The organism is Devosia honganensis, assembly GCF_042648785.1.
Lineage (GTDB): Bacteria > Pseudomonadota > Alphaproteobacteria > Rhizobiales > Devosiaceae > Devosia > Devosia honganensis.
The window spans coordinates 58,453-81,490 of sequence record NZ_JBHRYD010000015.1; the positions used below are offsets into that span (position 1 = coordinate 58,453).

Consider the following 23,038-nt stretch of genomic DNA (forward strand, 5'->3'; position numbering starts at 1 on the left):
CGTGCAGCCTTAGCCGAGATTATCGATGAAGGTTTGCATGGCCGCGGCACCGGCGGCCGGCTCCATATTACCGGTGACCACCTCGTTGATGACACGGAAATATTCGGTGGTGACATCGAGCGGGAAGGCCTGGTCGCCATTGACGAAGGTGCCCTTGGCGTTGCGGAACAGCTCCACCCAATCGCCATACATGGCCGGAGCGTCGTCCGCCACTTCGACATTGACGTTCACCGACAGGGCCCCGAAGGCACCCTTGATCTGGTCCTGGAACTCGTCCGAGGTGAACAGGTCGAGGAATTCGGCGGCCAGATCCGGATCGTCCGCCCTGGCGGCGATGTACCAGTATTCGGCAAAGCCATAGAGCCGGTCCGTGCCCGTGGGCAGCTCGAAGACGCCGAAATTATCCAGATCGTCGGTGTTCTCGTCGAGCTGGTTGACGAACCAGTCTCCCTGCAGCGCCATGGCGGCGCGGCCGGCATAATAGAGCTGGTTGGACTGGGCCTCGTCGATCCCCATGAAGGGCGAGAGGATATAGTCCGCGCCCCACTTCTGCAGTTCGGCGAAGGCTTCCGTGGCGCAGGGCGTGGTGTTCCAGTCCGCCTGCATGCCCATCAGCGCATCGTTGGTCTCGGCGCCGCACTTCGCCTCGAGCAGCATGTCCATGAGGCGCATCACGTGCCAGTTGACCGTGCCCCCGAAGGTGATCGGGGCGATGCCGGCCTGCTTGAGCTGCTCGGCCACCTCGACCAGTTCGTCATAGGTGGTGGGCACTTCGGTGATGCCGGCCTCGTCGAACAGGGCCTTGTTGTAATAGAGGCCCTCGCCCGAGAAGCGGAACGGAATGCCGTGCTTGCCTTCGGCAAAGGCGCTGTTGAAGGCCAGCGAAGGAGCCGAGAGCCGCTCCGACCAGCCATACTGGTCGTAATATTCCGACATGTCGGCGCTCAGGCCCGCCTTCACATATTCGCCGCCCAGGCCGAGCCCGGCCCAGCTCATATAGATATCGGGCCCGGAATCGGAGCCGGCGGCGACGCGCAGCGCCGTCTTGTGCTCGTCCACCCCGCGCATGACGATTTCCACGTCCACGCCGGGATGACTCGCCTCGAACGCCTCCTCCGCGCGCTTGAGCGCATTCACCTGGGCGTCGGCCTGATAGCTGATGGTCCAGATCGTCAACTGCTGGTCCTGCGCAAGCGCAGGGACGACCAGACAGGTAAGGGCGGTGGTGCAGGCCAGCGCCCGTGCAATTTTGGTCACTTTTTGAGTCCTCCTGGCGGGATTGTCATTCTCCACGCTCCCGACCATGCAAGCGCTACCGATCATTGTCAATTGTTTTCGTTTTTCGACGAACAATGAGATATCGACCAAAGCCTTCACGCGGGAAGGAACGAAAAACCGCCGGGCGACCGACCGGAAACCACCCGATGGCATCAGCGACAGCACGCCGGAAAAGCATAGCGATCCAAAGAGCTTAACTGCGGAAATCCGGCGCTCAGCGGGGCATTGGACAGATCGATTCCAGGGCCGTGCAGAAGTTCCCAGATGAAATCTACGGAACTTTCTCGTTACGGATGTGAACAAAAATTTTCTTGTTGTCGGGCGCGCACCCCGCCGCTAGCCTCCTCCGGCAGGCACCGTCGCTCGGGAGGACGGAGCTCCGGTGCCCAGCCTTGCGACCCTCATCCTCATGATCAAAAGGAAAACATTGTGCTTCCACGTGAAAAGCGCGCCCGGCTCATCCTGAACACCGACGCCAAGAACGAGGCGGACGATCAGTTCACCATCGTGCAGGCGCTGCTGACGCCGACCTTCGATTTCCACGGCATCATCGCCGCCCATTTCGGCGACCATCGCTCCAAGACCTCGATGCAGGACAGCCGCGACGAGATCGAGCATCTACTGACCCTGATGGACCTGTCCGGCCGCATTCCCGTCGCCAACGGCGCCGCCACCGCCCTGCCCGACGAAAACACGCCCGTGCCTTCGCCCGGCGCGCAGATGATCATCGACCAGGCTATGAGCGATGACGACCGCCCGCTGCACGTCGCCTTTCTCGGGCCATTGACCGACATGGCCTCGGCCATCCTCATGGAGCCCCGCCTCAACGAGCGCAACATCGTCTGCGTATGGATCGGCGGCGGCGTCTGGCCGTCCGGCGGGCGCGAATTCAACCTGATGAACGACATCGCCGCAGCCAATGTGGTGATGCGCTCCAACGTGCAGGTCTGGCAGATCCCCTCGACCGTCTATCGCATGATGTCGGTGAGCTATGCCGAACTGCGCGAACGCTGCGAGGACAAGGGCGCGATCGGCAAATATCTGGTGGATCAGCTGATCGACTGGAATCTGCGCGTTCACCAGGGCCCCATCGAGCACCGCTCGCTCGGCGATACGCCGGCGCTGTCGGTGATCCTCAACCCGCTGGGCGGCGTCTCCGACTGGCGGCCGGCACCCGAATTCTCGCCGCAAATGCACTATGTCCACACCGGCCAGAACCGCCCGATCAAGGTCTATGACTCGATCGACGTCCGCTACATTCTGGAGGACTTCTACGCCAAGCTCGCCCGCTTCCACCGCGGCGTGCACGAACTGGCCAATTTCGGCTAGCCTTTCGTTGCCATGACAGGGGATCCGGTGCCTCACCGGATCCTCATGCAAAGCGCGATATCACCGGGCGATGATGACCTCGATGCCGCGCTTTTCGAATTCGGCGCGGTCCTCGTCGGCGATGCCTTCATCGGTGATGAAGGCGCCGATCATGTCGATGGGGCCGAGCGAGGAGAAGGAGGTGCGGCCGATCTTGGTGCTATCGGCCACCAGATATACCTTGGAGGAGGCCTTGATCATGGCCCGCTTGACGTAAAGATCGGCCATGGCCGGAAAGGTCAGGCCCGCCTCGAAGGAGACGGCGGCGGTGGCCAGGAACAGCTTTTCGGCAAAGATGCCGTTGAAGAAATCGCCCGATTTCTCGCCCGTCACCGACAATGTCGGGGCCTTGAACTGCCCGCCGGACAAATGCACCGTCATGCTCGGCAGCGCCCCGAGCGTCAGCGCGATATTGATCGCATTGGTGATCACGTTCAGGTTCTGATGAGCGGTGAGATTATTGGCGATTTCGGTGGTGGTCGAGCCGGAATCGAGGATGATGGTCTCGCCATTGCTCACCAGCGCGGCGGCGGCGCGGCCGATGCGCTTCTTGCGATCCATATTGGTCAGGTGCTGCAACGACATGGACTGCACCTGCTGCGGCACCGATTTCAGATAGGCCCCGCCATGCTCGCGCACCACGAAGCCGTCCTGGTCGAGCCGCTCGAGATCCTGCCGGATCGTCGCTTCGGAAACCGCGAAAGCCTGCGAAAGATCGCGAACCCGCGCGCTGCCTTCTTCCTGCAGCCATTCGAGTATCTTCATCCGGCGCGGCTCGGCGAGCAGGTTCTGCCGCGCATCGTTGACCGATTTGCGCCCCTTGCGGGCCGGCGCGTCGCTGATCGCCCTGGTAACGGCCAATGCCTTGTCCTCCTGCGGTGATGTAAATTCGGTCTCTATCCCTGCCGGGCATGTGCGACAATCCCGCGCCCGCTGACGATCGAGCACCACCGCCGCCACGATCGCAAGTCTTTTGATGGCAGATTTGCAGAATTCTGGACGCCCCGCCCGCCCTTTCGTCGCCCGCTCCGCCCATCGACGCCACTTGCGATCCCGGAGAGAAAAACAGCGCTCTCCATCACCCTTCGTTCTGGATCATTGCGATTATTTTCGATTTAACTGCTTGTGCAGCACCCGGCCCAGGCTTGTCAATGCCAGGCTTCGCCGAATCCCTTGTAAAACCGGCCTTTGCACCGGACAGCAGAAAAACGTAAAAATCGAAAATATTCTCGTTGCAGGGTGAAAGCGTTGCGGCTAGCCTGTGCGCAAGCTCCGACACGAGCCAGGACCCAGCGCCAGAGGAAATCCAAGTGACTACACCTGCGCCAACTCTCCGCAACGATCTCGTTGCCACCATAGCCGACCGCGCATTGTGGATTCGCCGCCGCAGCTTCCAGATGGTTTATGAGGCCCGGCAGGGGCATCCCGGCGGGGATTTCAGCGCGGCCGACATTCTGGCGACGCTGTATTTCGGCGTGCTGCGCCACGACCCCGAAACGCCGGACGACCCCGGGCGCGACCGCTTCGTCATGAGCAAGGGGCACTGCACCGGCGCCTTCTATGCCGTGCTGGCCGCCGCCGGCTATTTTCCGGAAGCGGACCTCAAGACCTATATGGAGCCGCTCTCCATGCTGAACGGCCACCCCAACCGCAACTACCTGCCGGGGGTGGAGACCAATACCGGCCCACTCGGGCACGGCCTGCCGGTCGCGGTGGGCATCGCCATCGCCGGGCAGATGGACAAGGCGGACTATCGCACCTTCGTGCTCACCGGCGACGGTGAATTGCAGGAAGGCAGCAATTGGGAAGCCGCCCTCACTGCCGGCCATCGCGGGCTCGAAAACCTCACCCTGATCGTCGACCGGAACCGGCTGCAGCAGGGCGCCCGCACCGAGGACACCGCCTCGCTCGACCCGCTCGACGACAAATGGCGCGCCTTCGGCTGGCATGTGGAAATGGTGGACGGGCACGACCCCGCGCAATTGCTGGCCGTGCTCTCCGCCCCTGCCCGGGGGCGCGGCAAGCCGCTCTGCGTCATCGCCAACACCTATAAGGGCAAGGGCGTCAGCTTCATGCACGACAATGTCGTGTGGCACCACGGCGTCCCCAACAAGGAACAATACGAACAAGCAATGGCGGAACTGGTCCGATGAGCGCTGCTGCCCCGAAAAATGACCTTTATTTCGATTGCCGCGACAGTTTCGCCGCCACGATAGAGGCGCTGGCCGAGGCCGATCCCCGCATCGTCACCGTGGTGAGCGACAGTGTGGGCTCCTCCAAGCTGGGCGGCTTCCGGGAGAAATTTCCCGAACGCATGGTCAATGTCGGCATCGCCGAACAGACGCTGGTGGCGGTCGGCGCGGGCCTCGCCAATGGCGGCAAGGTGCCGTTCGTCTCCGCCGCCTCCTGCTTCCTCACCGCCCGCGCGCTCGAACAGGTCAAGGCCGACATCGTCTATTCGAATGTGAACGTGAAGCTGATCGGGCAGTCGAGCGGCGTCGCCTATGGCGAGCTGGGCCCCACCCACCATTCCATCGAGGATCTGGCCTGGCTGCGCGTGCTCAATGATCTGGTGCTGATCGTGCCGGCCGATCCCTGGCAGACCGAGCAGGCGATCCGCGCCGCGGCGGCCATGGACGGCCCGGTCTTCGTCCGCGTCAGCCGCATGCCGGTGCCGGCGCTCGAGCGGGCCGAGGCGCGCTTCGAGATCGGCAAGGCCGAAACCCTGGTCGAGGGCACGGACGCCGCCATCATCGCCAACGGCACCATGGTGCACCGCGCCGTGGCGGCCGCGACAACCCTCGCCGCCGAAGGACTGTCGGTGCGGGTGGTCAATATGGCCACCGTCAATCCGCTGGACGAGGCTGCCATTCTCGATGCGGCCGGAACCGGCGCCATCGTCACCGTGGAAGAGCATTCCGTGCGCGGCGGGTTGGGCGGCGCGGTGGCCGAAGTGGTGACCGCCAACGATCCGGTGCCGATGCGCATCATGGGCTTTCCCGGCTTCCTGCCGACCGGATCGGCAAGCTGGCTGATGGAGCGTTTCGGGCTGACCGAAGCCGGCATCGCCGAGGCCGTGCGCCAGACGGTGGCACGCAAGAAATGACGGCGAACGGCGTAGTTCTTGCCATCGACCAGGGCACGACCAACACCAAGGCGTTGCTGGTCGACGCCCGCGGCGAGATTCTGCGCCAGGCCTCCACTCCCAACACGGTCAGCTATCCGCAGCCCGGCTGGGCCGAACAATCGGCGACGGCGCTCGTGGAGGGGGTTCTTGCGGTCATTGCCGAAGCAGCGGCCGGCGCGACCGAGGACATCGTCGCCGTGGCGATTTCCAACCAGCGCGAATCCATCGTGGTCTGGGATGCGGAAACGGGCGAGCCGATCGGCCCCTGCATCATCTGGCAGTGTCGTCGTTCGGCTCCTGCATGCGAAAAGCTGCGGGCGGACGGCCACGGCAAAACCATCGAGCGAAAGACCGGCCTTGCTCTCGATCCGCTGTTCCCGGCCGCCAAGATCGCCTGGTTGCTCGACAATGTCGAGGGCGCCCGCGAGCGCGCCGATGCCGGCAGGCTGCGCGCGGGGACCGTGGATAGCTGGCTTTTATGGACGCTGACCGGCGGCAAGGTCCACGCCACCGACCATTCCAACGCCTCGCGCACCCAGCTTTTCGACACCGCGGCGCTGCGATGGGACGAAGAGCTGGCCCGCCTCTTTGACGTGCCGCTCTCGCTGCTGCCCGAAATCCGCCCCTCCAATGCCGAATTCGGACGAATAGCGGCCAGTATCGGCGCCCTGCCCCCAGGCATTCCCATCCACGCCATGATCGGCGATTCCCACGCCGCGCTTTACGGCCATGGCGTGCGCGGACCCGGAACGGTCAAGGCCACCTATGGCACCGGCACCTCGCTGATGGCGCTGACGCGGGAGCGGGTGCTGTCGCACCACGGCATATCCAGCACCATCGCCTGGAGCACGGCGGACGGCCCTGCCTATGCGCTCGAGGGCAATATCTCGGTTTCCGGGCAGGCGGCCGCCTTCATGGCGGACATGCTGGGCCTCGAGGACGCCGCCGCCCTTTCGGCGCTTGCCCGATCGGTGCCGGACAGCAACGGCGTCGCTTTCGTGCCGGCCCTCGTGGGGCTGGGCGCTCCCCATTGGCGCGCCGATGCCCGCGGGCTGGTGACCGGTCTCACGCTGGGCACCAGGCCCGCCCATCTGGCCCGGGCGGCGCTGGAAGCCATCGCCTTTCAGGTGGCGGACGTGTTTTCCGCCATGGAACAGGATATCGGCATCCCCTTCGCGGAATTGCGCGCCGATGGCGGCGCCTCGCGCAACGGTTTTCTCATGCAGTTCCAGGCCGACCTCATCGGCCGGCCGGTGGAAACCGCCGCCGCCGCCGAGGTCAGCGCGCTGGGCGCGGCCGCTTTGGCCTTTTCGGGGCTGGGGCAAGAGATGCAGATGGCGCAAGCCCAGCACCGTTTCCGGCCCGAAATCGAGGACGCCGACCGGCAATCGCATCTGTCGCGCTGGCGCCGCGCCATCGCCCAGACACTCACCGAGACCGCCAATGGCTCGACAACAGGAGGACACTCATGACCCAGCGTTTCGGCGCCGGCATCTGGCATTTCGCCACCTATCTCGACCGCTATGCCACCGACGGCTATGGCGAGCCCCGCAGCGTCATCGAGGCGATCGACCTGGCCGGACAGGTCCGCGACCTCTCGGTCGTGGACATCAACTATCCGTTTTTCGGCGGCGACTTTTCCAACGCCCAGATCAAGGAAGCGCTCGATCGCAACAAGCTGGGCGTCATCGGCATCACGCCGGAAATCTACACGCGCGACTTCACCAAGGGCTCGTTCACCAATCCCGACCCGGGCGTGCGCCGCCGCACCCATGAGCTAGTCACCGAAGCCTGCGAGCAGGTCCGCTATTTCGGCGCCGATTATGTCAAGCTCTGGCCCGGCCAGGACGGCTGGGACTATCCCTTCCAGGTCGATTACGGCACGCTCTGGCAGCATTCGCTCGATGGCGTGGGCCAACTGGCCAGCGAGAATCCGGACCTCAAATTCGTCATTGAATACAAGCCGCGCGAGCCGCGCGTGCGCATGAGCTTCGGCTCGGTCGCCCGTACGCTTCTGGGCATCGAGAAGATCGGCCTGCCCAATATCGGCATCCTGCTCGATTTCGGCCATGCCATCATGGGCGGGGAATCGGCAGCCGACAGCGCCCAGCTCGCCATCGACTACGGGCGCCTGTTCGGCATGGACGTGAATGACAATTACCGCTCCTGGGACGACGACCTCGTCGCCGGCAGCCTCCACCCCATCGAGCTGTTCGAGTTTTTCTACGTGCTGAAGAAGAACAAATGGGAAGGCGTCTGGCAGCTCGACCAGTTCCCCTTCCGCGAGGACAGCGTCGAGACGGCCAATCACGCCATCGACTTCCTCAAGGCCGCCGGCCGCGGCCTCGACGTGCTCGATATCGAAGCGCTTAAAGAGGCCCAGAGCAGGCACGACGCCATCGCCGCGCTCAAGATCGCCCAGAAGGCCCTGTTCAGCTCGTTTTAGAGCATCGGACCCAAAAGTGCGAAGTGGTTTTGGGACGAATCCGTTGCGATAATAAACAGATAGAGCATTTCAGTTTGAAGGAAGCGGCCTCTCACCGCCGTCATTGCCCGGCTTGTCCGGGCAATCCATCCTTGGCGCAAAAAGCGTGGACCACCCGGATAAACCGGGTGGTGACGTGTGTGGATGGTTTTACGTTCTGATTGAAACGCGATCTTTTCCCACGCGCGCTGGTGGGAGTTGATGGCCTTCAGCATGGATGCCGGCTCGAGGCCGGCATGACATGGTGCCCGGGATCTGGTTCGCCTGACGATGAAAGGCTCTAATAGGTGCAGCGGCCGCCGGACAGGTCGAAGACCGAGGCGGTGGTAAAACTGTTCTCCTTGGAAACCAGCCAGGCGACCATCGCCGCGGCTTCGTCCAGTTCGAGAAAACGGCCGCGCGGGATGCGGACCAGCATGTATTCGATGAATTCCTCGGTCAGCGTCTCGAGGATGCGCGTCTTGGCGGTCGCCGGCGTGATGGCGTTGACCGCGATGTCGTATTTGGCCAATTCCTTGCCCAGCGACTTGGTGAGCCCGATGACGCCGGCCTTGGCGGCGGAATAGGCGGCGAGGTTGGGATTGCCCTCCTTGCCGGCCACCGAGGCGATGTTGACGATGCGTCCGTAATTGCGGGCCTTCATCGCGGGCACCACCACCTTGTTCACATAGAAGGTGCCGTTGAGATTGATCTCGACCACGCGCCGCCATTCGTCCGGATCATAATCGTCGAGCGGCGCGTTGGAGCCCGCAATGCCGGCGGAATTGACCAGGATCGAGACCGGCCCGGTTTCCGCTTCGACCGCCGCATGCGCCCGGGCGAGCCCGTCCAGATCGGTGATGTCGACCGTCTGGCTCGACGCCCCCTTCCCCAGCGCTGCGACCGCCGCCTCCAGCGCCGCCGCATCGCGGTCCCACAGGCTCACTTGCGCCCCCGACTGGAGAATGCGCTGCGCCATGGCGAAACCCAGCCCCTGCGCGCCTCCGGTGACGACGGCGACCTGGCCTTTGAGATCGATGGAATTCACGAAAACGCTCCCGAAAGAAGACCGGCGCCGCCCGGAAGGGAGCGGCGCCCGATCCTAGAGATGAACCACCTGGCCACTATGGATGGATTCGTCCGCCGCCAAAACTATGCGCAGGCTGTCGACGCCATCGCGCATATGATCGGTCAGGTCGATATCCTCGCGAATGGCCTCGAGCAGGTAGCGCTGCTCGCGTTCGCACAGATCGTCGTGGTCCGGCTCGTCGGTCATGTCGATCCGCTCGTCCGGCCGCGACATGTCGGCATAGTGCCGCAGGATCTGATTGGTCTTGGTATGGGCGTTGATGTCGTCGGACTTCACCTCCCCGGCCGTTTCGGCCATGACGATGGAGACCGAGCCCTTGGGGCCGAACACATCCTTCACGAAGAAGGCGGTTTCGCTGACCATCGGTCCCCAGCCGGCCTCGTACCAGCCCACCGAGCCATCGTCGAACTGCACCTGCAGCATGCCATAATTGTTCTTGGCGACCTCATCGGTGAGCTTGGCGCCGATGGCATGCACCTTGATGGGCCTGGCGTCGGTCATCTGGCACATGACGTCGACATAATGCACGCCGCAATCGACGATGGGCGGGAAGCTGTCCATCAGGCGCTTGTGCCAGTCCCAGGTCTCGCCGTTGGACTGCTGGTTGAGGTTCATGCGGAACACCAGCGGCGTGCCCAGTTCGCGGGCGATCTCGATGAACTTCACCCAGCTCGGATGCTGGCGCAGGATATAGCCGATCACCAGCTTGCGGCCGGTGCGATTGGCGGTCTCGACCACCTTTTCCGCATCGGCCACGGTCAGCGCCATCGGTTTTTCAACGAACACATGAGCCCCTGCCTCCATCGCCTTGATAGCGAAGGGGGCATGGGTGTCGGGCAAGGTGTTGATCGAGACTACGTCGGGCTTGAGCTCGGCCAGGGCCGTCTCGAAATCCTTGTAGCGGGCAGCACCCTCCAGGGCGTCGGGCAACTCGACCTTGTCGATATTGCGGGTGCACACGCCCACCACCTCGAAACCCTCGATCCGCGTATAGGCCATGGCATGGCTCATGCCCATATTGCCCAGACCAACCACGAGTACGCGCAAATCGCTCATTTCCACCTCCTAACCGATGCGAATGACAGTGCCGGCGCGGGCCGATTCCTCGGCGGCGAGGCAGGCTTCCAGCGCCGCCGCCGCATCTTCCGGCCTGCCGATGTCGGGCTGCTCGCCGGCCAGCGCCTTGCCGGCGAAATAGACGAATTCATCCCGCAGCGCCCCGCCCCGCACGCCGTCGAACATCGGCCAATAGGTCGTGTCGGGACTATGCAGCTTGTCGCCATCGACAATGGCCAGGTTCGGGAACGTGTCCTGGATATGGATGATGCCTTCCGTGCCGATGATCGACATGCGCTCGTCAATGTCGAACGGGGTCTTTTCGGGCATGCACCAGACCGTTTCGAGGGTGGCGGTGGCGCCGCCGGCGAAGCGGAACATGGTCTGGCCGATATCGGGATGTTTGAGCCCGCGCACGTCGACCGTCTGCGCATAGGCCGAAACGATGCGGTCCCCGGTCAGCCACAGCATGATGTCGGTGTCGTGGATGGCATCGCCCACGATGGGTCCGATCTTCTCCAGAATCGTCGGGGTCCAGGCCGCCGGGATGTTGCGGCGCGAGCTCAGCGCCACGATCCTGCCGATACGGCCCTCGTCGATGGCCTGCTTGGCCATGCGATAACGCGGATTGAAACGCACGACATGCCCGATGAAGAGGATGCCCTTCGATGCTTTCGCCGCCGCGACGATCCGTGCCGCATCCTCGACGGTGGAGGCGATGGGCTTTTCCAGGAACACGTGCTTTCCGGCCTCGAGCGCGGCGATGGCCGGCGCGGTGTGCTGGTCCCACATCGTGCAGATGGAGACGGCATCGATGTCCGGATCGGCCAGCAAGTCGTGGTAATCGGCATGGAGCTTGGTGACGCCGAATTTCCTGCCCTGCTCGGCAAGGCGATCCGGCGTGCGGGTGCACAGCGCCTCCAGCTTGATATTGGGGATTCCCATGATGGTTTCGGCGTGGATCTCGCCGAACCAGCCCAGGCCGATCACCCCCATGCGCAATTGCGACATCGTTTCCCTCCCCTTCATAGTTCTTCGAGCGTCAGCTCGCGCGTCATCACGATATTGCCCGCGCTCAGCCCGCAATCGACCGGAATGACGGCGCCCGAGACGGCGCTGGCAGCGTCGGAGGCGAGAAAGCCCACCACGGAAGCCACCTCCTCCGGCTCGACGATGCGCCCCAGCGGATACCAGCGCTCCAGCGTCCGGAGCACGTCCGGGTCCTTTTGCGCCCGCTCGCGCCAGAGCGGCGTACGCACCGTTCCCGGCATAACGCAATTGGCGCGGATGCCGTATTGGCCCAGCTCCTGCGCCAGCGTGCGGGTCATGGCGATCATCCCGGCCTTGGCGGCGCTATAGGCCGGGTCGCCCAACGCGCTCTGGCCGTTGACCGAGGCGATGTTGACGATGGCGCCTCCCCCCTGCTCCCGCATCCTGGCGGCTGCTGCATGGGCGCAGAAAAACGCCCCGTTGAGATTGCCGTTGATTTCTTCGGCCCAACTGGCGGGCGTGGTGAGCCGCAACACGTGATGGTTGGAATAGCCGGCATTGTTGACGAGCACGTCGACCGCCTCGATCTCGGCGAAGGCCGCCTCCACCGCCTCGGCATCGCCGATATCGAGGCGGATGAAGCGGGCGGCAATTTCCGCGTCTTCCAGTGCGCTCATCGCCGCGCCGGCGGTAACCGAGCGGTCGAGCCCCACAATGTGGGCACCGCGCGCGCCGAACCATTGCGCCAGGCACAGGCCGATGCCCCCGGCCGCCCCGGTAATGACGACGCTCTTGCCGGAAAATGCGCTCATCCGGGCACCCTCGCCAGCGCCTCGCCGATCCATTCGAGATTGCGCCGCCGCTGATGTCCCCAATTGTAGAAGGCCAGATCGGTCACCCCGCCGGCCACCAGCAGGTCGATGGCGGCAAGGAATTCGGCCTTGTTCTCGATATCGGGGAAGCTGGGGCGGAGGATGCCGCGCAGGACGGTGTCCGCCGGCAGCCGGCGCCGCAGGTCGAAGAGATCGGCGGCGATGCGGCCGGCGCTCGGCTCATAGAAACAGGCTTCGATGATGCCGGCGGTTTCGCCCAGCGCCCGAAGATCGGTGCCTTCATACCAGGCGCCGGCGGTGGGCCTTGCCACGGACGGGATCACGGCGACCTCGGCGTCCCTGCGAACGCGGTCCCGGATTTCGGCGACGAGACCGGTCACCTGCGCGCAGCGGAAATCGAGATAGGCGCGCAGATCGGCATTGGTGGCGATATCGGCCATCCAGAAGGCCTGGCCCATGTCGGGCGGAATATCGACCTCGCTTTGCAGGAAATCCTCGATCCGGCGCGCCACTTCCGTTTTGAGCCCTTGGGCGTCGATCCCCTTCGCGGTGGCGGCGGCGAGGCAATGGTCGCAAAAACAGAGGCCCATCATCCCCTCGAACCAGGGCTCCTGGCGCACGAAGCTCATCTCGTGGTGATAGCCATGCGCATAGGGCGTGAAGCCCGGCGCTTCGAGCGAGAGCCCGGAGACGGGATAGGTTTGGGTGACGTCCACCGCCAGCCCGACGGCATAGGCTCGCGCCTCGGGCGCGCTGGGGCAGAGATTGTAGTAATAGGGATCGCCGAAGGCGTTGCGCACCACGCTGTCCGGATGGCGCATGCCCAGCGCCGTATTGTGCAACAGCACCAGCCAGACATTGGCCGCCAGGCGCCCGTCGTCGCACAGTTCGCCCAAGACGTCCGCCCTGTCGAGAAGCGAGTTGCCTATCGGCCTGATGGCGCCGTAGCGGCTGTCGTCATGCCGGAAATAGGCGGTGCCATCCTCGGGGAAATAGACCTTTCCCGATTTGCCCTGCGGCCGGAGAAACTTGCCGGCATGATAGGTGCCCGCCATGGTGACGGTATCGAGCCCCATTGCGGCAAACTCCGAAACGGCGCCGCTCACGCCATGTTCGTGCAGATCCCACGCATAGGTCAGTATCGCCTTGTAGCTCATTGCCCGAACCAGCCATCCTTGAGGTAACGCATATATTCGAACACCATGCCGTGCTTGAGCACGAAGGCCACTTCGAGGAAGTCGCCGACGATGAAGGGCGGGATCAGCACCTCGTCGGCTTCCGCCAGCCGAGCCTGCATGTCGTCGATGCGATAGGCCACGTGAGGATTGTTCTTGACGATATCCGGCACGGTGCTGTCCGGCTCATAGCGCAGGAATTCGATATGCTCGGGATGATTGCGCGGATTGGTCACCCAGAGGCGGGATTGCTCCACCCAATCTTCCTGCTCCTGCCTGACGGTCGTGGTGACGCCCACGTGATCGAATTCGAACACGGCTGTTCCCCTTTTTCGCGGAAGGGGCGGGGAAGGCTCCCCGCCCGCAAAGGCAACGGTCAGAGGACGGCTTCGATCGCCGCCACGTCCACCGCCGCATAATCGTCGGAAAGGGCGAACCCGTCCGCATCGGCCTTGATCTGGGCGTGGTCGAAGTCGTTGGCCCCGTCGATCAGCTCGTTGGTGGTGACGTCCTCGGCCTTGAACACCTGCGATACCTGGCCGATCTCGGCGATGGCGTCGAAATAGGCCTGCCAGCTATCCTGCAAATGGAAGCCCCACTTGCCGCGCCGGTCCCAATGGGCGTGCATCAGCCCGCTCTGCTGCATCAGCGATTCCACTGCCGTGGCCGGGTCCATCTGGCTGGCGAGGCCCGGGAATTCCTCCATGGTGATCTGGGTGGCGGCGGCCGGATTGAGCCAGCCGAATTCCAGCCCCATGGCCCAGCCGCGCAGATAGCGGGTGTAAAGGTCCTTGATCGCCTCGTCCTCGAGGTCGGAGGCGCGGGTGACGAAGGAGTTCGCCGGGAACACCGAGGCGTTCTTGCCCAACAGGTAATCGAAATCGAAGCCCTGGCCGCGCCACTGGGCCCGCAGCCCTTCCCAGGTCAGCGCCGCGTCGGCCTGGCCCTGGGCGAGCGCCTGGCCCCAGGCCGCCACTTCCACATATTTGATCTTGCTCAGATCGACACCGGCCGCGGCCAGCATCGGATCGGCGATGGATTGCCAGCCGGCCGAGCCCAGAACGATGGTCATGCCTTCCAGGCCCTTGAGATCGGCAGGCGCCTGCCCTTTCTGGAAGGCGAAGTCGAACACGTCGCCGGCCATGATGTGGAAGACCGATTTGAGGTTCATGCCCTGTTCGAGCCCGAGCGAGAGCACGCCCGGGGAGGGATAGCCGAAATCGGACTGGTTCTGGTCGACCAGCTTGACCGTGGCGGTGCCGTCCTGCGGGCCGGCCTCGATGACGGTTTCGAGGTCGCCGAAATAGCCCATGCGCTTGGCGACCCAATAGGCGAAGTCGTCCACCACTTCGAGCGTGCCGCGCGGCGACACCCAGCGAACGGCCCGGTCCTGCGCAAAGGCCGCGCGGGAATTGAGGCCGAGCGCCGATACCGCGATGCCGGCGGAAGTCAGCTGCAGCAGGCGACGGCGGCCGATCGTCGGATTAGTCAGCGTTCTGGACATTCAGGTCTCCTCCCATTTGTGTCCCTTGTGTCACCCGGCCCCTCGCCGGATGTGCGCCGGGGTCCTCAGGACTCCCAGCTGGTCCATTTCTTCCCGATGAGGAAGAAGATGACGTAGATGGAGATGCCGATGATCGCGAGCAGGGTGATGACCGCGAAGAATTGCGGCATCCGGATCATCGACGAATAGTAGTTGAGGCGATTGCCCAGCCCCTCGGCCCCGCCCACCATTTCGGCGCCCACCGTGGTCAGCAGACCGAAGATCGACCCCACCATCAGCCCCACCATGATCATGGGCATGGCCATGGGAATGCGGATCTTGGTGAAGATCTGGAAGGTCGAGGCGCCGAAGGAGCGCGCCAGCGCGATCTTGGCGAGGTCGACGCGGCGGAAACCGGTGGCCGAATTGATCATCACCATCGGCCCCGAAGCCAGCGCCACCGCGATGATGCGCGGCTCCCAGCCGAAACCGAAGCGCAGCACCAGCAGCGGCACCAGTGCCAGCATGGGCGTGGTGACAAGCAGGAGGATGTAGGGCGTGATGATCTTTTCGGCGAAGGGAAACTGGGTGATCACCGCCGCCAGGATGAAGCCGATCGAGGTGCCGATGCTGAACCCGATCAGCAATTCGCACAGCGTGGTGAACAGATGCGGCCAGAGGAACGGCCATTCGGTAACCAGAGCCATACCGATCGCGCTGGGCGGCGGGAAGATGTAGATCGGCACCTCGAACAGCCGGATGAGGATTTCCGCGCTGCCGATGATGACGACCGCCACCAGCGCGATGATGAACATCTCGAACGCGCCGCGGCTCGGCCCGGACATCAGCGATCCCATCCCGCCCGCCAGGCTCACATCGGCCTTCTGCCCTTTGCCGAAGGTCGGGATCTTGTCCTGCAAGGCGTTGTCCATGTCGAAATTTCTCCTGGCGTGGACGTGTTCAGGCGGGGCGGTGATCGATCATGGCCTTGATGGCCTCGACCCGTTCGAGGAAATCCGGGCTGGTCTGGAGCTTGACCGGACGCGGGCGCGGCAGGTCGACATCGATGATATTGGCGATGCGCCCCGGGCGGGCCGACATCACCACGATCCGGTCGGCGAGGAACACCGCCTCGGCGATCGAATGGGTGATGAAGATGATGGTCTTGCCCGTCTCCATCCAGATTTCCTGGATAAGCAGGTTCATCTCGTCGCGGGTGAAGGCATCGAGCGCGCCGAAGGGCTCGTCCATCAGCAGCACGGACGGATCGACCGCCAGGCTCCGCACGATGGAGGCGCGCTGCTGCATGCCGCCGGAAAGCTCGCGCGGATATTTGTTCTCGAACCCCTCGAGGCCGACGCGCCTGAGCAGTTTTTCGATGCGGGCCCGATCCGGCGCCTGCCGCTTGATCTCGAACGGCAACTGGATATTGCGCTCGAGGTTGCGCCAGGGCAGCAGGTTCGCCTCCTGGAAGATCATGGCGATCTCGGGATGAGGATTGGTGATCGGCTCGTCCCCGAGGCGGATCGTGCCGTCCGTGAGACCGTGCAGCCCCGCCATCGACCATAGCAGGGTGGACTTGCCGCATCCCGAAGGCCCCAGCAGGCACAGGAATTCGCCCTCGCGCACGTCGATCGAGACATTGTCGAGCGCATGCACCCCGCCCGAGCGCGTGTGATACACCTTCGAGGCGTTCTCGATCTTCATCTTCACTGGATTCCGGGCGTCCACGACCGCCCCGGTAGCAGCAGGCATGCTGCGCCCTCCCTCTGCCTTTGCGGCATTGCACCGCCCGCCCTCCTCGGCAGCCGACGCTGTTCCTTCTTAGCAGACTGAAACCGAATTTCAGGAACTTCTCGATTAGACTTTAGTATTATGCAGTTTTATAAATGCTGATCAACCTACTGAAAAACAAGAAAAATAAGATCAGACCAGATCAGTAAATTTGATCTCCCTGGCGAGGTAAGATCGCTTTTGGGAGAATAGGACTTGCGAAAATCGGCCATGGCTGTAATTCAATTTCTTAGCTGATCCACGGAGACACACGGCCCATGGCCCCGACCGATCCGGCAAAGCGCGCGCTCAAGGCAAACCATTCCGACGTGATCGACGTGGTCTCGCGCATGCTGCGCGTGGAAGGCGAATTGTCGTCCGCCGAACGGCAGGTGCTTCGCGCCGTGCGGATCGATTACGAGGCCGCCACGCGCATGACCATCGCCGAACTGGCGACGCTCGCCGGGGTCAGCCAGCCCACCGTCACCCGCTTCTGCCGCTCCGTCGGCTGCGCCTCCTTCGCCGATTTCAAGATCGATCTGGCGACCACGCTGACGGTGGCGGCCGTCTATCTGCAGCCGGACCGGCAATTCGACGACAATGCCGGCCAGTTGGCGCAATCGGTCATGACGCGGGCGATGAACGCCATGCGCGACGCCCTCAACGCCCTCGACACCGACGCGGTGGCCCGCGCCATCGAGACCATCACCGCCGCCCGGCGTCTCGACATCTACGGCCAGGGCGGCGGCTCGGCGAGTCTCGTGGAAGACGCCAGGCTGCGCCTGTTCCGCATCGGCCTGCCCGTCAGCGCCTATGTCGACGGACACCAGCAGCGCATGTCGGCCGCCACGCTGTCGCAGGGCGACGCGGTGCTGGCCATTTCCAACAGCGGGCGCTCCAAGGCGGTGGCCGAAGCCTTGCAGATCGCCCGCTCCTTCGGCGCCACCACCATTGCCCTCACCCGGCCGGAGACGCCGGTGGCGCAGGGAGCCGACATTCTCATTCCGATGGTGATCGCCGAGGACGAGAACGTGCTGATCCCCACGCCCTCGCGCTATGCCCATATGGGGGTGGTGGACACCATCGCCACCGGGGTCGCCGCCGGACGGGGCGCCGAGGCGCGCGAGACGCTGCGCCGGGTGCGCTACACCGTGGCCAGCATCGGCATCGCCATCCCCACCCCCTCGACCGACCCGACCATCCTGATGAAAACCATCAAACCGCACGAGTAGCCATGTCCAGCTCCGCCGCCAGGCCAAACGACCGCTTCGACTGGGTCTTCCGCAACGCGCTGGTCGTCGATGGCACCGGCGGCCCGGCCTTTCCGGGCGACGTGGGGATCGTCGGCGACCGCATCGAGGCGATCGGACCGCCGAAAACTCTCGGCGCGGGGGCGCAGGAGATCGACCTTGCCGGCATGGCGCTGGCGCCGGGCTTCATCGACTCCCACACTCATGACGACCGCATCGTGCTCGACGCCCCCGACATGCTGCCCAAGATCAGCCAGGGCGTCACCACGGTGGTGGTGGGCAATTGCGGCATCTCGCTGGCGCCGGTCCGTTTCGACGGCCCCCCGCCCCCGCCCATGAACCTGCTGGGCGGAAGTCAGGCCTATGAATTCCCCACTTTCGCCGCCTATGCCGATGCCGTCGCGCGGGCGCGCCCCGCCATCAATGTGGCGGCGCTGATCGGGCATTCGGCTTTGCGCCTCGCCACCATGGCCGACATTTCCATCAAGGCACCGCCCGAGGCGATGCGGCGCATGGCGGAGATGCTCGAGGAGGCCATGGCCAATGGCGCGGCCGGCTGGTCGACGGGCCTGTTCTATCCCACCAATGCGGCCGCCGACGCCGAGGAGGTGGTGGAGCTGGGCCGGGTCGTGGCCGCCGCGGGAGGCGTTTACGCCACTCACATGCGCGACGAATTCGCCAATGTGCTCGACAGCATCGATGAGGCGGTGAACACCGCCAGGGCCGCCGGCACGCCGCTGGTGATCTCGCACCACAAATGCGCCGGGGTGGAGAACTGGGGACGCACCACGCAGACCCTGCCCCGGATCGCCGCCGCCGCGCAGACGCACAGGGTCAATGTCGACGTCTATCCCTATTCGGCCGGCTCCACCAATCTGCGGGCGGATCTGGTAACCGATACCTATCCGATCATGATCGCCTGGTCCGAGCCCCACCCGCAAATGGCCAGCCGCTATCTCACCGACATCGCCCGGGAATGGGGACTGGACCTGGCGGAAACCGCCCGCAAACTGCAACCTGCGGGTGCCATCTATTTCCAGATGGACGAGGAAGACGTCCGCCGGGTGCTCGCCAGCGACCTTTCGATGATCGGCTCGGACGGCCTGCCGCATGACAAGCACCCGCATCCGCGCCTTTGGGGCACCTTCCCCCGCGTCCTGGGCCATTACTCCCGCGAACTGGGCCTGCTGCCGCTCGAAACGGCCGTGCACAAGATGACCGGGCTGACCGCCGGTGTGTTCGGCCTTCAGCGGAGAGGGGAGATCAGGGCCGGCAATTTCGCCGATCTCGTCGCCTTCCGCCCCGACCGCATCGCCGACCGCGCCACCTATGAGAGCCCCTCCCTGCAATCGGTCGGCATCGAATGGGTGATGGTCAACGGCGTCATGTCGTTCGACCAGGACGGCAGCAGCCGGGGCCGTGCCGGCCGGCTGGTGAGCCGCGACCGTTAGGGCCATGCAGCCGCGGCTGGCTCCCGTGCCCGCCACGTGCTAGGCAGGCTCTGCCCGCACCTATCGAGCCCACGTCCATGCCCATCATTTCATTCGTGACCAATGAAACGTCAGCGGCGGACAAGGCGGCGGCGGCACTGCGCGAGCGCTATGGCAAGGCCAGCGTCGCCGAGGCCGAAATCGTCGTGGCGCTGGGCGGCGACGGCCTGATGCTGCAGACGCTGCATCAGGTCATGGGCACCGGCAAGCCGGTCTATGGCATGAATTTCGGCTCGGTCGGCTTCATGATGAACAATTTCGGCGAGGACGGGCTGGACGAACGCATCCGCGCCGCCCAGCGCACCGAGATCTATCCGCTCTCGATGACGGCCATCGACGCCGCGGGGCAACGATGCAGCGCGCTGGCCATCAACGAAGTCTCGCTGTTCCGCACCACCTATCAGGCCGCCAAGCTGCAAATCCTCGTGGACGGCGAGGTGCGGCTGGACGAGTTGATCTGCGACGGCGCGCTGCTGGCCACCCCGGCCGGCTCCACCGCCTACAACCTGTCCGCCCACGGCCCGATCCTGCCCATCGAAGCGCATCTGCTCGCCCTGACGCCGATTTCGCCGTTCCGGCCGCGCCGCTGGCGCGGGGCGATCCTGTCCAACCGCGCCGAAGTGAAATTCATCACCCGCGAGGCCGAGAAACGTCCGGTCAGCGCCGTCGCCGACAATGTCGAGTTCAAGAACGTCCGGGAAGTGACGGTGCGCGAGGACCGCACCCATGCGGTGACGCTGCTATTCGATCCGGGCACCAGCCTCGAGGAGCGGGTGCTGGTCGAGCAGTTCCGGTACTGAGCGGTCAGGCGGCCGGCAGCGCCATGATTTCGGCTTTCGGCGCCGGGGGCAGGGTCAGCGCGCCATCGCGCGATCCGGCAAAGGCAGCCATCACCCCGCGCGCCGCCAGCCGTGCCAGGGAAATGTTCTGCTCGCTGAGATAGGCGAACGCCTCCTCCAGCGCCTCGGGGATCTCCCCGTCATATTCGGCCAGCAATTCCTCGGTCAGCGCGGTGACGACATAGTGCCGGGCGGAGAGATCGTCGGACAGATCGGCCAGCCGGGCATGCAGCACCATGCGCCCCAGCAGGCCGCAAATCGCCTCGTCGAGGCCGCAGCGGGCGAACAGCGCCTTGAGCGCCGCCCGGCTGCCGTTTTCGAGCAGGGCGAATACCTTGTGCTGCGGCACCTCCCCCAGCGCCGCCAGGCAGGTGGAAAAGAACATGACATGGCCGGTGACCACGGCATGCAGCAGCAGGCGGGTATTGATCTGGTCGGCGCCCACCAGTTCCGCAACGAATTGCGGGCCGGCCTCCGGCGCCTCCCCGATCGCGGCGACCGCCGCGTCGGTGCCGTCGCGCAGCAGGCGCTCCAGCCGCTCGGGCGCCAGGGCGCCCTTGACGATCCGCGCTCCGCGCAGGCTCTCCGTCACCCGGCGCAGCATAGCCAGACGCGCCGCCGGCGGCAGGTCGCGCCGCGCCAGCAGCGCCCCGCGGATCGCGGCGCTGTCGCCATGCGTGCCTGCCAGATCCAGAAGCAGGTCCGGCGCGAGGGATATCTCGATGCGGCGCAGCACGCGCAAGGTCAGTTCGTCGTCGTTCCGCGCGACGAGCGCCGCGGCGATGCGGGCGCTGAGCCGCTCGCGCTGGGCGATGGCCAGCAGTGCCGAACTGTCCTGTACCCGGACCAGCGGCATGAGATCGGCGTCGACCAGCACCGGGGAATATTGCAGCACGGCCCGCGAAATGACCGGGCTGTCATGCAGCAGCGCCAGCACGATCGGCCGGGGGGCCTCCGGCGAATGCAGCAGGCCATAGGCCAGCGCCGCCCGCACCTTGACCGAGGGATCGTCGAGAAAGCCGATCAGCGCCGCATAGAGCGCGGCATGCTCGTCGGCGGGACCACGATGATCGAGATAGGCCAGCGCGGCCAGATGTGCGGCATGTCCGCGCTCGTCGCTGTCGCTGGACCGGCAAAGGTCCGCAAAAGCCTGATAGGGGATCATCTACTCAACTCCGCGCTCTGGCGGCGACGACCCTAACGATCAGTGCTTAAGGAACGGTTCACCATAACGACGCCGCGAGGGCCCCGGCCTCACTGGCTGAACAATTGGGTGAAAAAGGCCGCCCCCGCCTCGCCTTCGCCCGCCGGCTCCTCCGGCTCGGTCTTGAACAGCCCGGTAAACGACAGGTTCTCGGTGGAAAAGCGCGATGGCAGCGGCGGGGCCGCTTCCGCCACCGGCTTGGCCCCCTGCCCGCTCATCTGCTGGGTGGCGAAGGCGGCGTCGGTCCCGGTCTCATGCCGTGAAACCAGCACCTGATAGACCTGCCTGATGGTGCGCGGCTGCCCGGCGCGATCATAGAAGATCGCCCGGTTCGCCGCGGCCTGGCGCGGGAAGAGAGCGACCGCGACCTGATCCGGGTTCTGCAGGCCGGCCCGAAACATCTTCTCGGCTCCCTGTGCCCCGAGGAAATGCGCGATATAGAGCTCGCCGGCACTGGGCATGCGCCCGAACACCCCCCGCAGATATTCCCCGTTCGTGCGGGTGAAGGCGGCGGCCAGGTCGGCGGCGATCTGCGGGTTCTCGCGCAATTGCAGGATCTGCGCACGCCTTGCGGGATCGCGCACCACGTAATCCCCGCTGGGCATGCGCACGATCTGGTCGGCATGGGACTGATAGCCCAGTCGAGGCCCGTCCTCCTTCATCACCTGCAACCAGGTCCCTTCCAGGAACTGGAACAGACCGACCGCCGAGGACGTGCTGGCGCGCGCCTGCGGATTGAGGCTGCTTTCGCGCATGGCGGTTTGCAGCAGATAGCCGAAATCCACCCCGCTGCGATTGCCTGCGGCGGTCAGAGCATTGGCGAGGCTCTGCGATATGGAGACCGGCTGCACACCCATGAACGGGATTCCGCATGAGAATCAGGAGCCCGATCCTAGCATATCCGGATCGCCGCGACTCCCCCGGGTGCCGGACCTAGGCGCCCGGCGCGCGCCAGCGCCGCACCACTTCGTCCAGCGCCGGACGCGGCCGATCCTCGATGGTCGCCGTCGCGGTACCGATATGGACGAAGCCGACGAAGCGCTCGCCCGGCCCCGCCCCCAGCATCGTCGCCGCCTCGTCGTCGAAGGCATACCAGCGCGTCACCCAGGAAGCGGCATAGCCCAGCGCGAAGGCGCCATGGACGAGGTTGAACGCCACATTGCCCGCCGACAGCAATTGCTCGATCTCGGGCACTTTGGGATTGGGGCGCGGCGCGGAAAGCACACCGATGGTGAGCGGCGCCGGCAGGAAGCGCCGCCGCTCGATCTCGAGCCCGGCCTCGTCCAGCTCCGGATTGCGCTCGAGCGCGATGGCCGCCAGCTTCTCGCCGGCCGCCTCGCGGGCCTCGCCTTCATAGATCACCAGTCGCCAGGGCGTGATCTTGCCGTGATCGGGCACGCGGGTGGCAATGGTCAGCAGGGTTTCCAACTCCGCCTCCGACGGCCCCGGCTCCCTGAGGAAAGCCAGGCCGACCGAGCGGCGGGAAAGCAGATAGTCGCGCAGGGCGGGATTGGCTGGCATCGTTCGGCCTCCTTGTCGGCCAGAGACATAGCCCCTCCCTCCCGCGCCGGCCAAGTCCGCGCGGCGAAAAACCGTCCGCCTGGGCCGGGACGGTTTA

23 protein-coding genes are annotated in these 23,038 nt (G+C 64.9%); 8 read left to right on the forward strand and 15 right to left on the reverse strand.

The genetic code is table 11. The annotated features are described in order from the left end of the window. Positions 1 to 9 precede the first annotated feature (9 nt). Positions 10 to 1,305 carry an extracellular solute-binding protein gene (locus ACFOOL_RS15280; protein ID WP_380098310.1) on the reverse strand — a complete coding sequence of 432 codons (1,296 nt, stop codon included), beginning with the start codon at positions 1,303 to 1,305 and terminating at the stop codon, positions 10 to 12. Between the two features lie 402 nt (positions 1,306 to 1,707). Between ACFOOL_RS15280 and ACFOOL_RS15285 the strand changes: the two genes are divergently transcribed. Continuing rightward, the gene (locus ACFOOL_RS15285; protein ID WP_380098168.1) at positions 1,708 to 2,607 is read left to right on the forward strand and encodes a nucleoside hydrolase; all 900 of its coding nucleotides are present in this window, start codon (positions 1,708 to 1,710) and stop codon (positions 2,605 to 2,607) included. Positions 2,608 to 2,667: 60 nt separating this feature from the next. On the opposite strand, the gene ACFOOL_RS15290 is transcribed toward ACFOOL_RS15285, so the two are convergent. Beyond that, complete coding sequence (locus tag ACFOOL_RS15290; protein ID WP_380098169.1) at positions 2,668 to 3,507, reverse strand: DeoR/GlpR family DNA-binding transcription regulator; 840 nt, start codon at positions 3,505 to 3,507, stop codon at positions 2,668 to 2,670. A gap of 536 nt (positions 3,508 to 4,043) precedes the next feature. Between ACFOOL_RS15290 and ACFOOL_RS15295 the strand changes: the two genes are divergently transcribed. From ACFOOL_RS15295 to ACFOOL_RS15310, 4 genes are read left to right on the forward strand one after another with little or no spacing between them, the layout of a single operon-like run. Further along, complete coding sequence (locus ACFOOL_RS15295) at positions 4,044 to 4,799, forward strand: transketolase (protein ID WP_380098311.1); 756 nt, start codon at positions 4,044 to 4,046, stop codon at positions 4,797 to 4,799. Continuing rightward, positions 4,796 to 5,752: a transketolase family protein gene (locus tag ACFOOL_RS15300; RefSeq protein WP_380098170.1), complete on the forward strand. Its 957-nt coding sequence runs from the start codon at positions 4,796 to 4,798 to the stop codon at positions 5,750 to 5,752. Before ACFOOL_RS15295 ends, ACFOOL_RS15300 begins: the two co-directional genes overlap by 4 nt. After that, the gene (locus ACFOOL_RS15305; RefSeq protein ID WP_380098171.1) at positions 5,749 to 7,245 is read left to right on the forward strand and encodes an FGGY family carbohydrate kinase; all 1,497 of its coding nucleotides are present in this window, start codon (positions 5,749 to 5,751) and stop codon (positions 7,243 to 7,245) included. Before ACFOOL_RS15300 ends, ACFOOL_RS15305 begins: the two co-directional genes overlap by 4 nt. After that, complete coding sequence (locus ACFOOL_RS15310; protein WP_380098173.1) at positions 7,242 to 8,219, forward strand: sugar phosphate isomerase/epimerase family protein; 978 nt, start codon at positions 7,242 to 7,244, stop codon at positions 8,217 to 8,219. The genes ACFOOL_RS15305 and ACFOOL_RS15310 overlap by 4 nt, the downstream gene beginning before the upstream one ends. On the opposite strand, the gene ACFOOL_RS15315 is transcribed toward ACFOOL_RS15310, so the two are convergent. The 10 genes from ACFOOL_RS15315 to ACFOOL_RS15360 form a co-directional block, all read right to left on the reverse strand. Continuing rightward, a complete protein-coding gene (locus ACFOOL_RS15315; protein ID WP_380098174.1) occupies positions 8,216 to 8,473 on the reverse strand; it encodes a hypothetical protein in 258 nt (85 codons plus the stop codon). The two genes, ACFOOL_RS15310 and ACFOOL_RS15315, sit on opposite strands and share 4 nt — an antisense overlap. Positions 8,474 to 8,538: 65 nt before the next feature. Then, positions 8,539 to 9,285, reverse strand: a complete 747-nt coding sequence (locus tag ACFOOL_RS15320) for an SDR family NAD(P)-dependent oxidoreductase (protein ID WP_380098175.1) — start codon at positions 9,283 to 9,285, stop codon at positions 8,539 to 8,541. Between the two features lie 54 nt (positions 9,286 to 9,339). Further along, positions 9,340 to 10,383, reverse strand: a complete 1,044-nt coding sequence (locus ACFOOL_RS15325; RefSeq protein WP_380098177.1) for a Gfo/Idh/MocA family protein — start codon at positions 10,381 to 10,383, stop codon at positions 9,340 to 9,342. A 9-nt stretch (positions 10,384 to 10,392) separates the two neighbouring features. After that, positions 10,393 to 11,394, reverse strand: coding sequence for a Gfo/Idh/MocA family protein (locus ACFOOL_RS15330; protein ID WP_380098178.1), 1,002 nt, complete (start codon positions 11,392 to 11,394; stop codon positions 10,393 to 10,395). A 14-nt stretch (positions 11,395 to 11,408) separates the two neighbouring features. Beyond that, positions 11,409 to 12,185, reverse strand: a complete 777-nt coding sequence (locus ACFOOL_RS15335) for an SDR family oxidoreductase (protein ID WP_380098179.1) — start codon at positions 12,183 to 12,185, stop codon at positions 11,409 to 11,411. Continuing rightward, on the reverse strand, positions 12,182 to 13,363 hold the full coding sequence (locus ACFOOL_RS15340) for a hypothetical protein (protein WP_380098180.1): 1,182 nt from the start codon (positions 13,361 to 13,363) through the stop codon (positions 12,182 to 12,184). The genes ACFOOL_RS15335 and ACFOOL_RS15340 overlap by 4 nt, the downstream gene beginning before the upstream one ends. Continuing rightward, positions 13,360 to 13,698: a hypothetical protein gene (locus ACFOOL_RS15345; protein WP_380098182.1), complete on the reverse strand. Its 339-nt coding sequence runs from the start codon at positions 13,696 to 13,698 to the stop codon at positions 13,360 to 13,362. Before ACFOOL_RS15345 ends, ACFOOL_RS15340 begins: the two co-directional genes overlap by 4 nt. Before the next feature lie 59 nt (positions 13,699 to 13,757). Beyond that, on the reverse strand, positions 13,758 to 14,885 hold the full coding sequence (locus tag ACFOOL_RS15350; RefSeq protein ID WP_380098184.1) for an ABC transporter substrate-binding protein: 1,128 nt from the start codon (positions 14,883 to 14,885) through the stop codon (positions 13,758 to 13,760). 65 nt (positions 14,886 to 14,950) lie between these two features. Beyond that, positions 14,951 to 15,796 (reverse strand): ABC transporter permease, encoded by an 846-nt coding sequence (locus tag ACFOOL_RS15355; RefSeq protein ID WP_380098186.1) that lies wholly within the window; start codon positions 15,794 to 15,796, stop codon positions 14,951 to 14,953. Positions 15,797 to 15,824: 28 nt separating this feature from the next. Beyond that, positions 15,825 to 16,619 (reverse strand): ABC transporter ATP-binding protein, encoded by a 795-nt coding sequence (locus ACFOOL_RS15360; protein ID WP_380098188.1) that lies wholly within the window; start codon positions 16,617 to 16,619, stop codon positions 15,825 to 15,827. A 296-nt stretch (positions 16,620 to 16,915) separates the two neighbouring features. Here ACFOOL_RS15360 and ACFOOL_RS15365 point away from each other — a divergent pair, with 296 nt between their 5' ends. The 3 genes from ACFOOL_RS15365 to ACFOOL_RS15375 all read left to right on the forward strand — a co-directional run bounded on the left by ACFOOL_RS15365 (position 16,916) and on the right by ACFOOL_RS15375 (position 20,177). Then, positions 16,916 to 17,869 carry a MurR/RpiR family transcriptional regulator gene (locus tag ACFOOL_RS15365; protein ID WP_380098190.1) on the forward strand — a complete coding sequence of 318 codons (954 nt, stop codon included), beginning with the start codon at positions 16,916 to 16,918 and terminating at the stop codon, positions 17,867 to 17,869. A 2-nt stretch (positions 17,870 to 17,871) separates the two neighbouring features. Beyond that, a complete protein-coding gene (locus tag ACFOOL_RS15370; RefSeq protein ID WP_380098191.1) occupies positions 17,872 to 19,338 on the forward strand; it encodes an N-acyl-D-amino-acid deacylase family protein in 1,467 nt (488 codons plus the stop codon). Positions 19,339 to 19,415: 77 nt separating this feature from the next. Further along, entirely contained in the window at positions 19,416 to 20,177 is a 762-nt protein-coding gene (locus tag ACFOOL_RS15375) for an NAD kinase (protein WP_380098192.1), read from the forward strand. 4 nt (positions 20,178 to 20,181) lie between these two features. Here ACFOOL_RS15375 and ACFOOL_RS15380 read toward each other — a convergent pair whose 3' ends face one another. From ACFOOL_RS15380 to ACFOOL_RS15390, 3 genes are all read right to left on the reverse strand, one after another. Then, complete coding sequence (locus ACFOOL_RS15380) at positions 20,182 to 21,381, reverse strand: DUF2336 domain-containing protein (RefSeq protein WP_380098193.1); 1,200 nt, start codon at positions 21,379 to 21,381, stop codon at positions 20,182 to 20,184. An 89-nt stretch (positions 21,382 to 21,470) separates the two neighbouring features. Continuing rightward, a complete protein-coding gene (locus ACFOOL_RS15385; protein WP_380098194.1) occupies positions 21,471 to 22,277 on the reverse strand; it encodes a transglycosylase SLT domain-containing protein in 807 nt (268 codons plus the stop codon). 76 nt (positions 22,278 to 22,353) lie between these two features. After that, positions 22,354 to 22,941 carry a nitroreductase family protein gene (locus ACFOOL_RS15390; protein ID WP_380098196.1) on the reverse strand — a complete coding sequence of 196 codons (588 nt, stop codon included), beginning with the start codon at positions 22,939 to 22,941 and terminating at the stop codon, positions 22,354 to 22,356. Positions 22,942 to 23,038 lie beyond the last annotated feature (97 nt).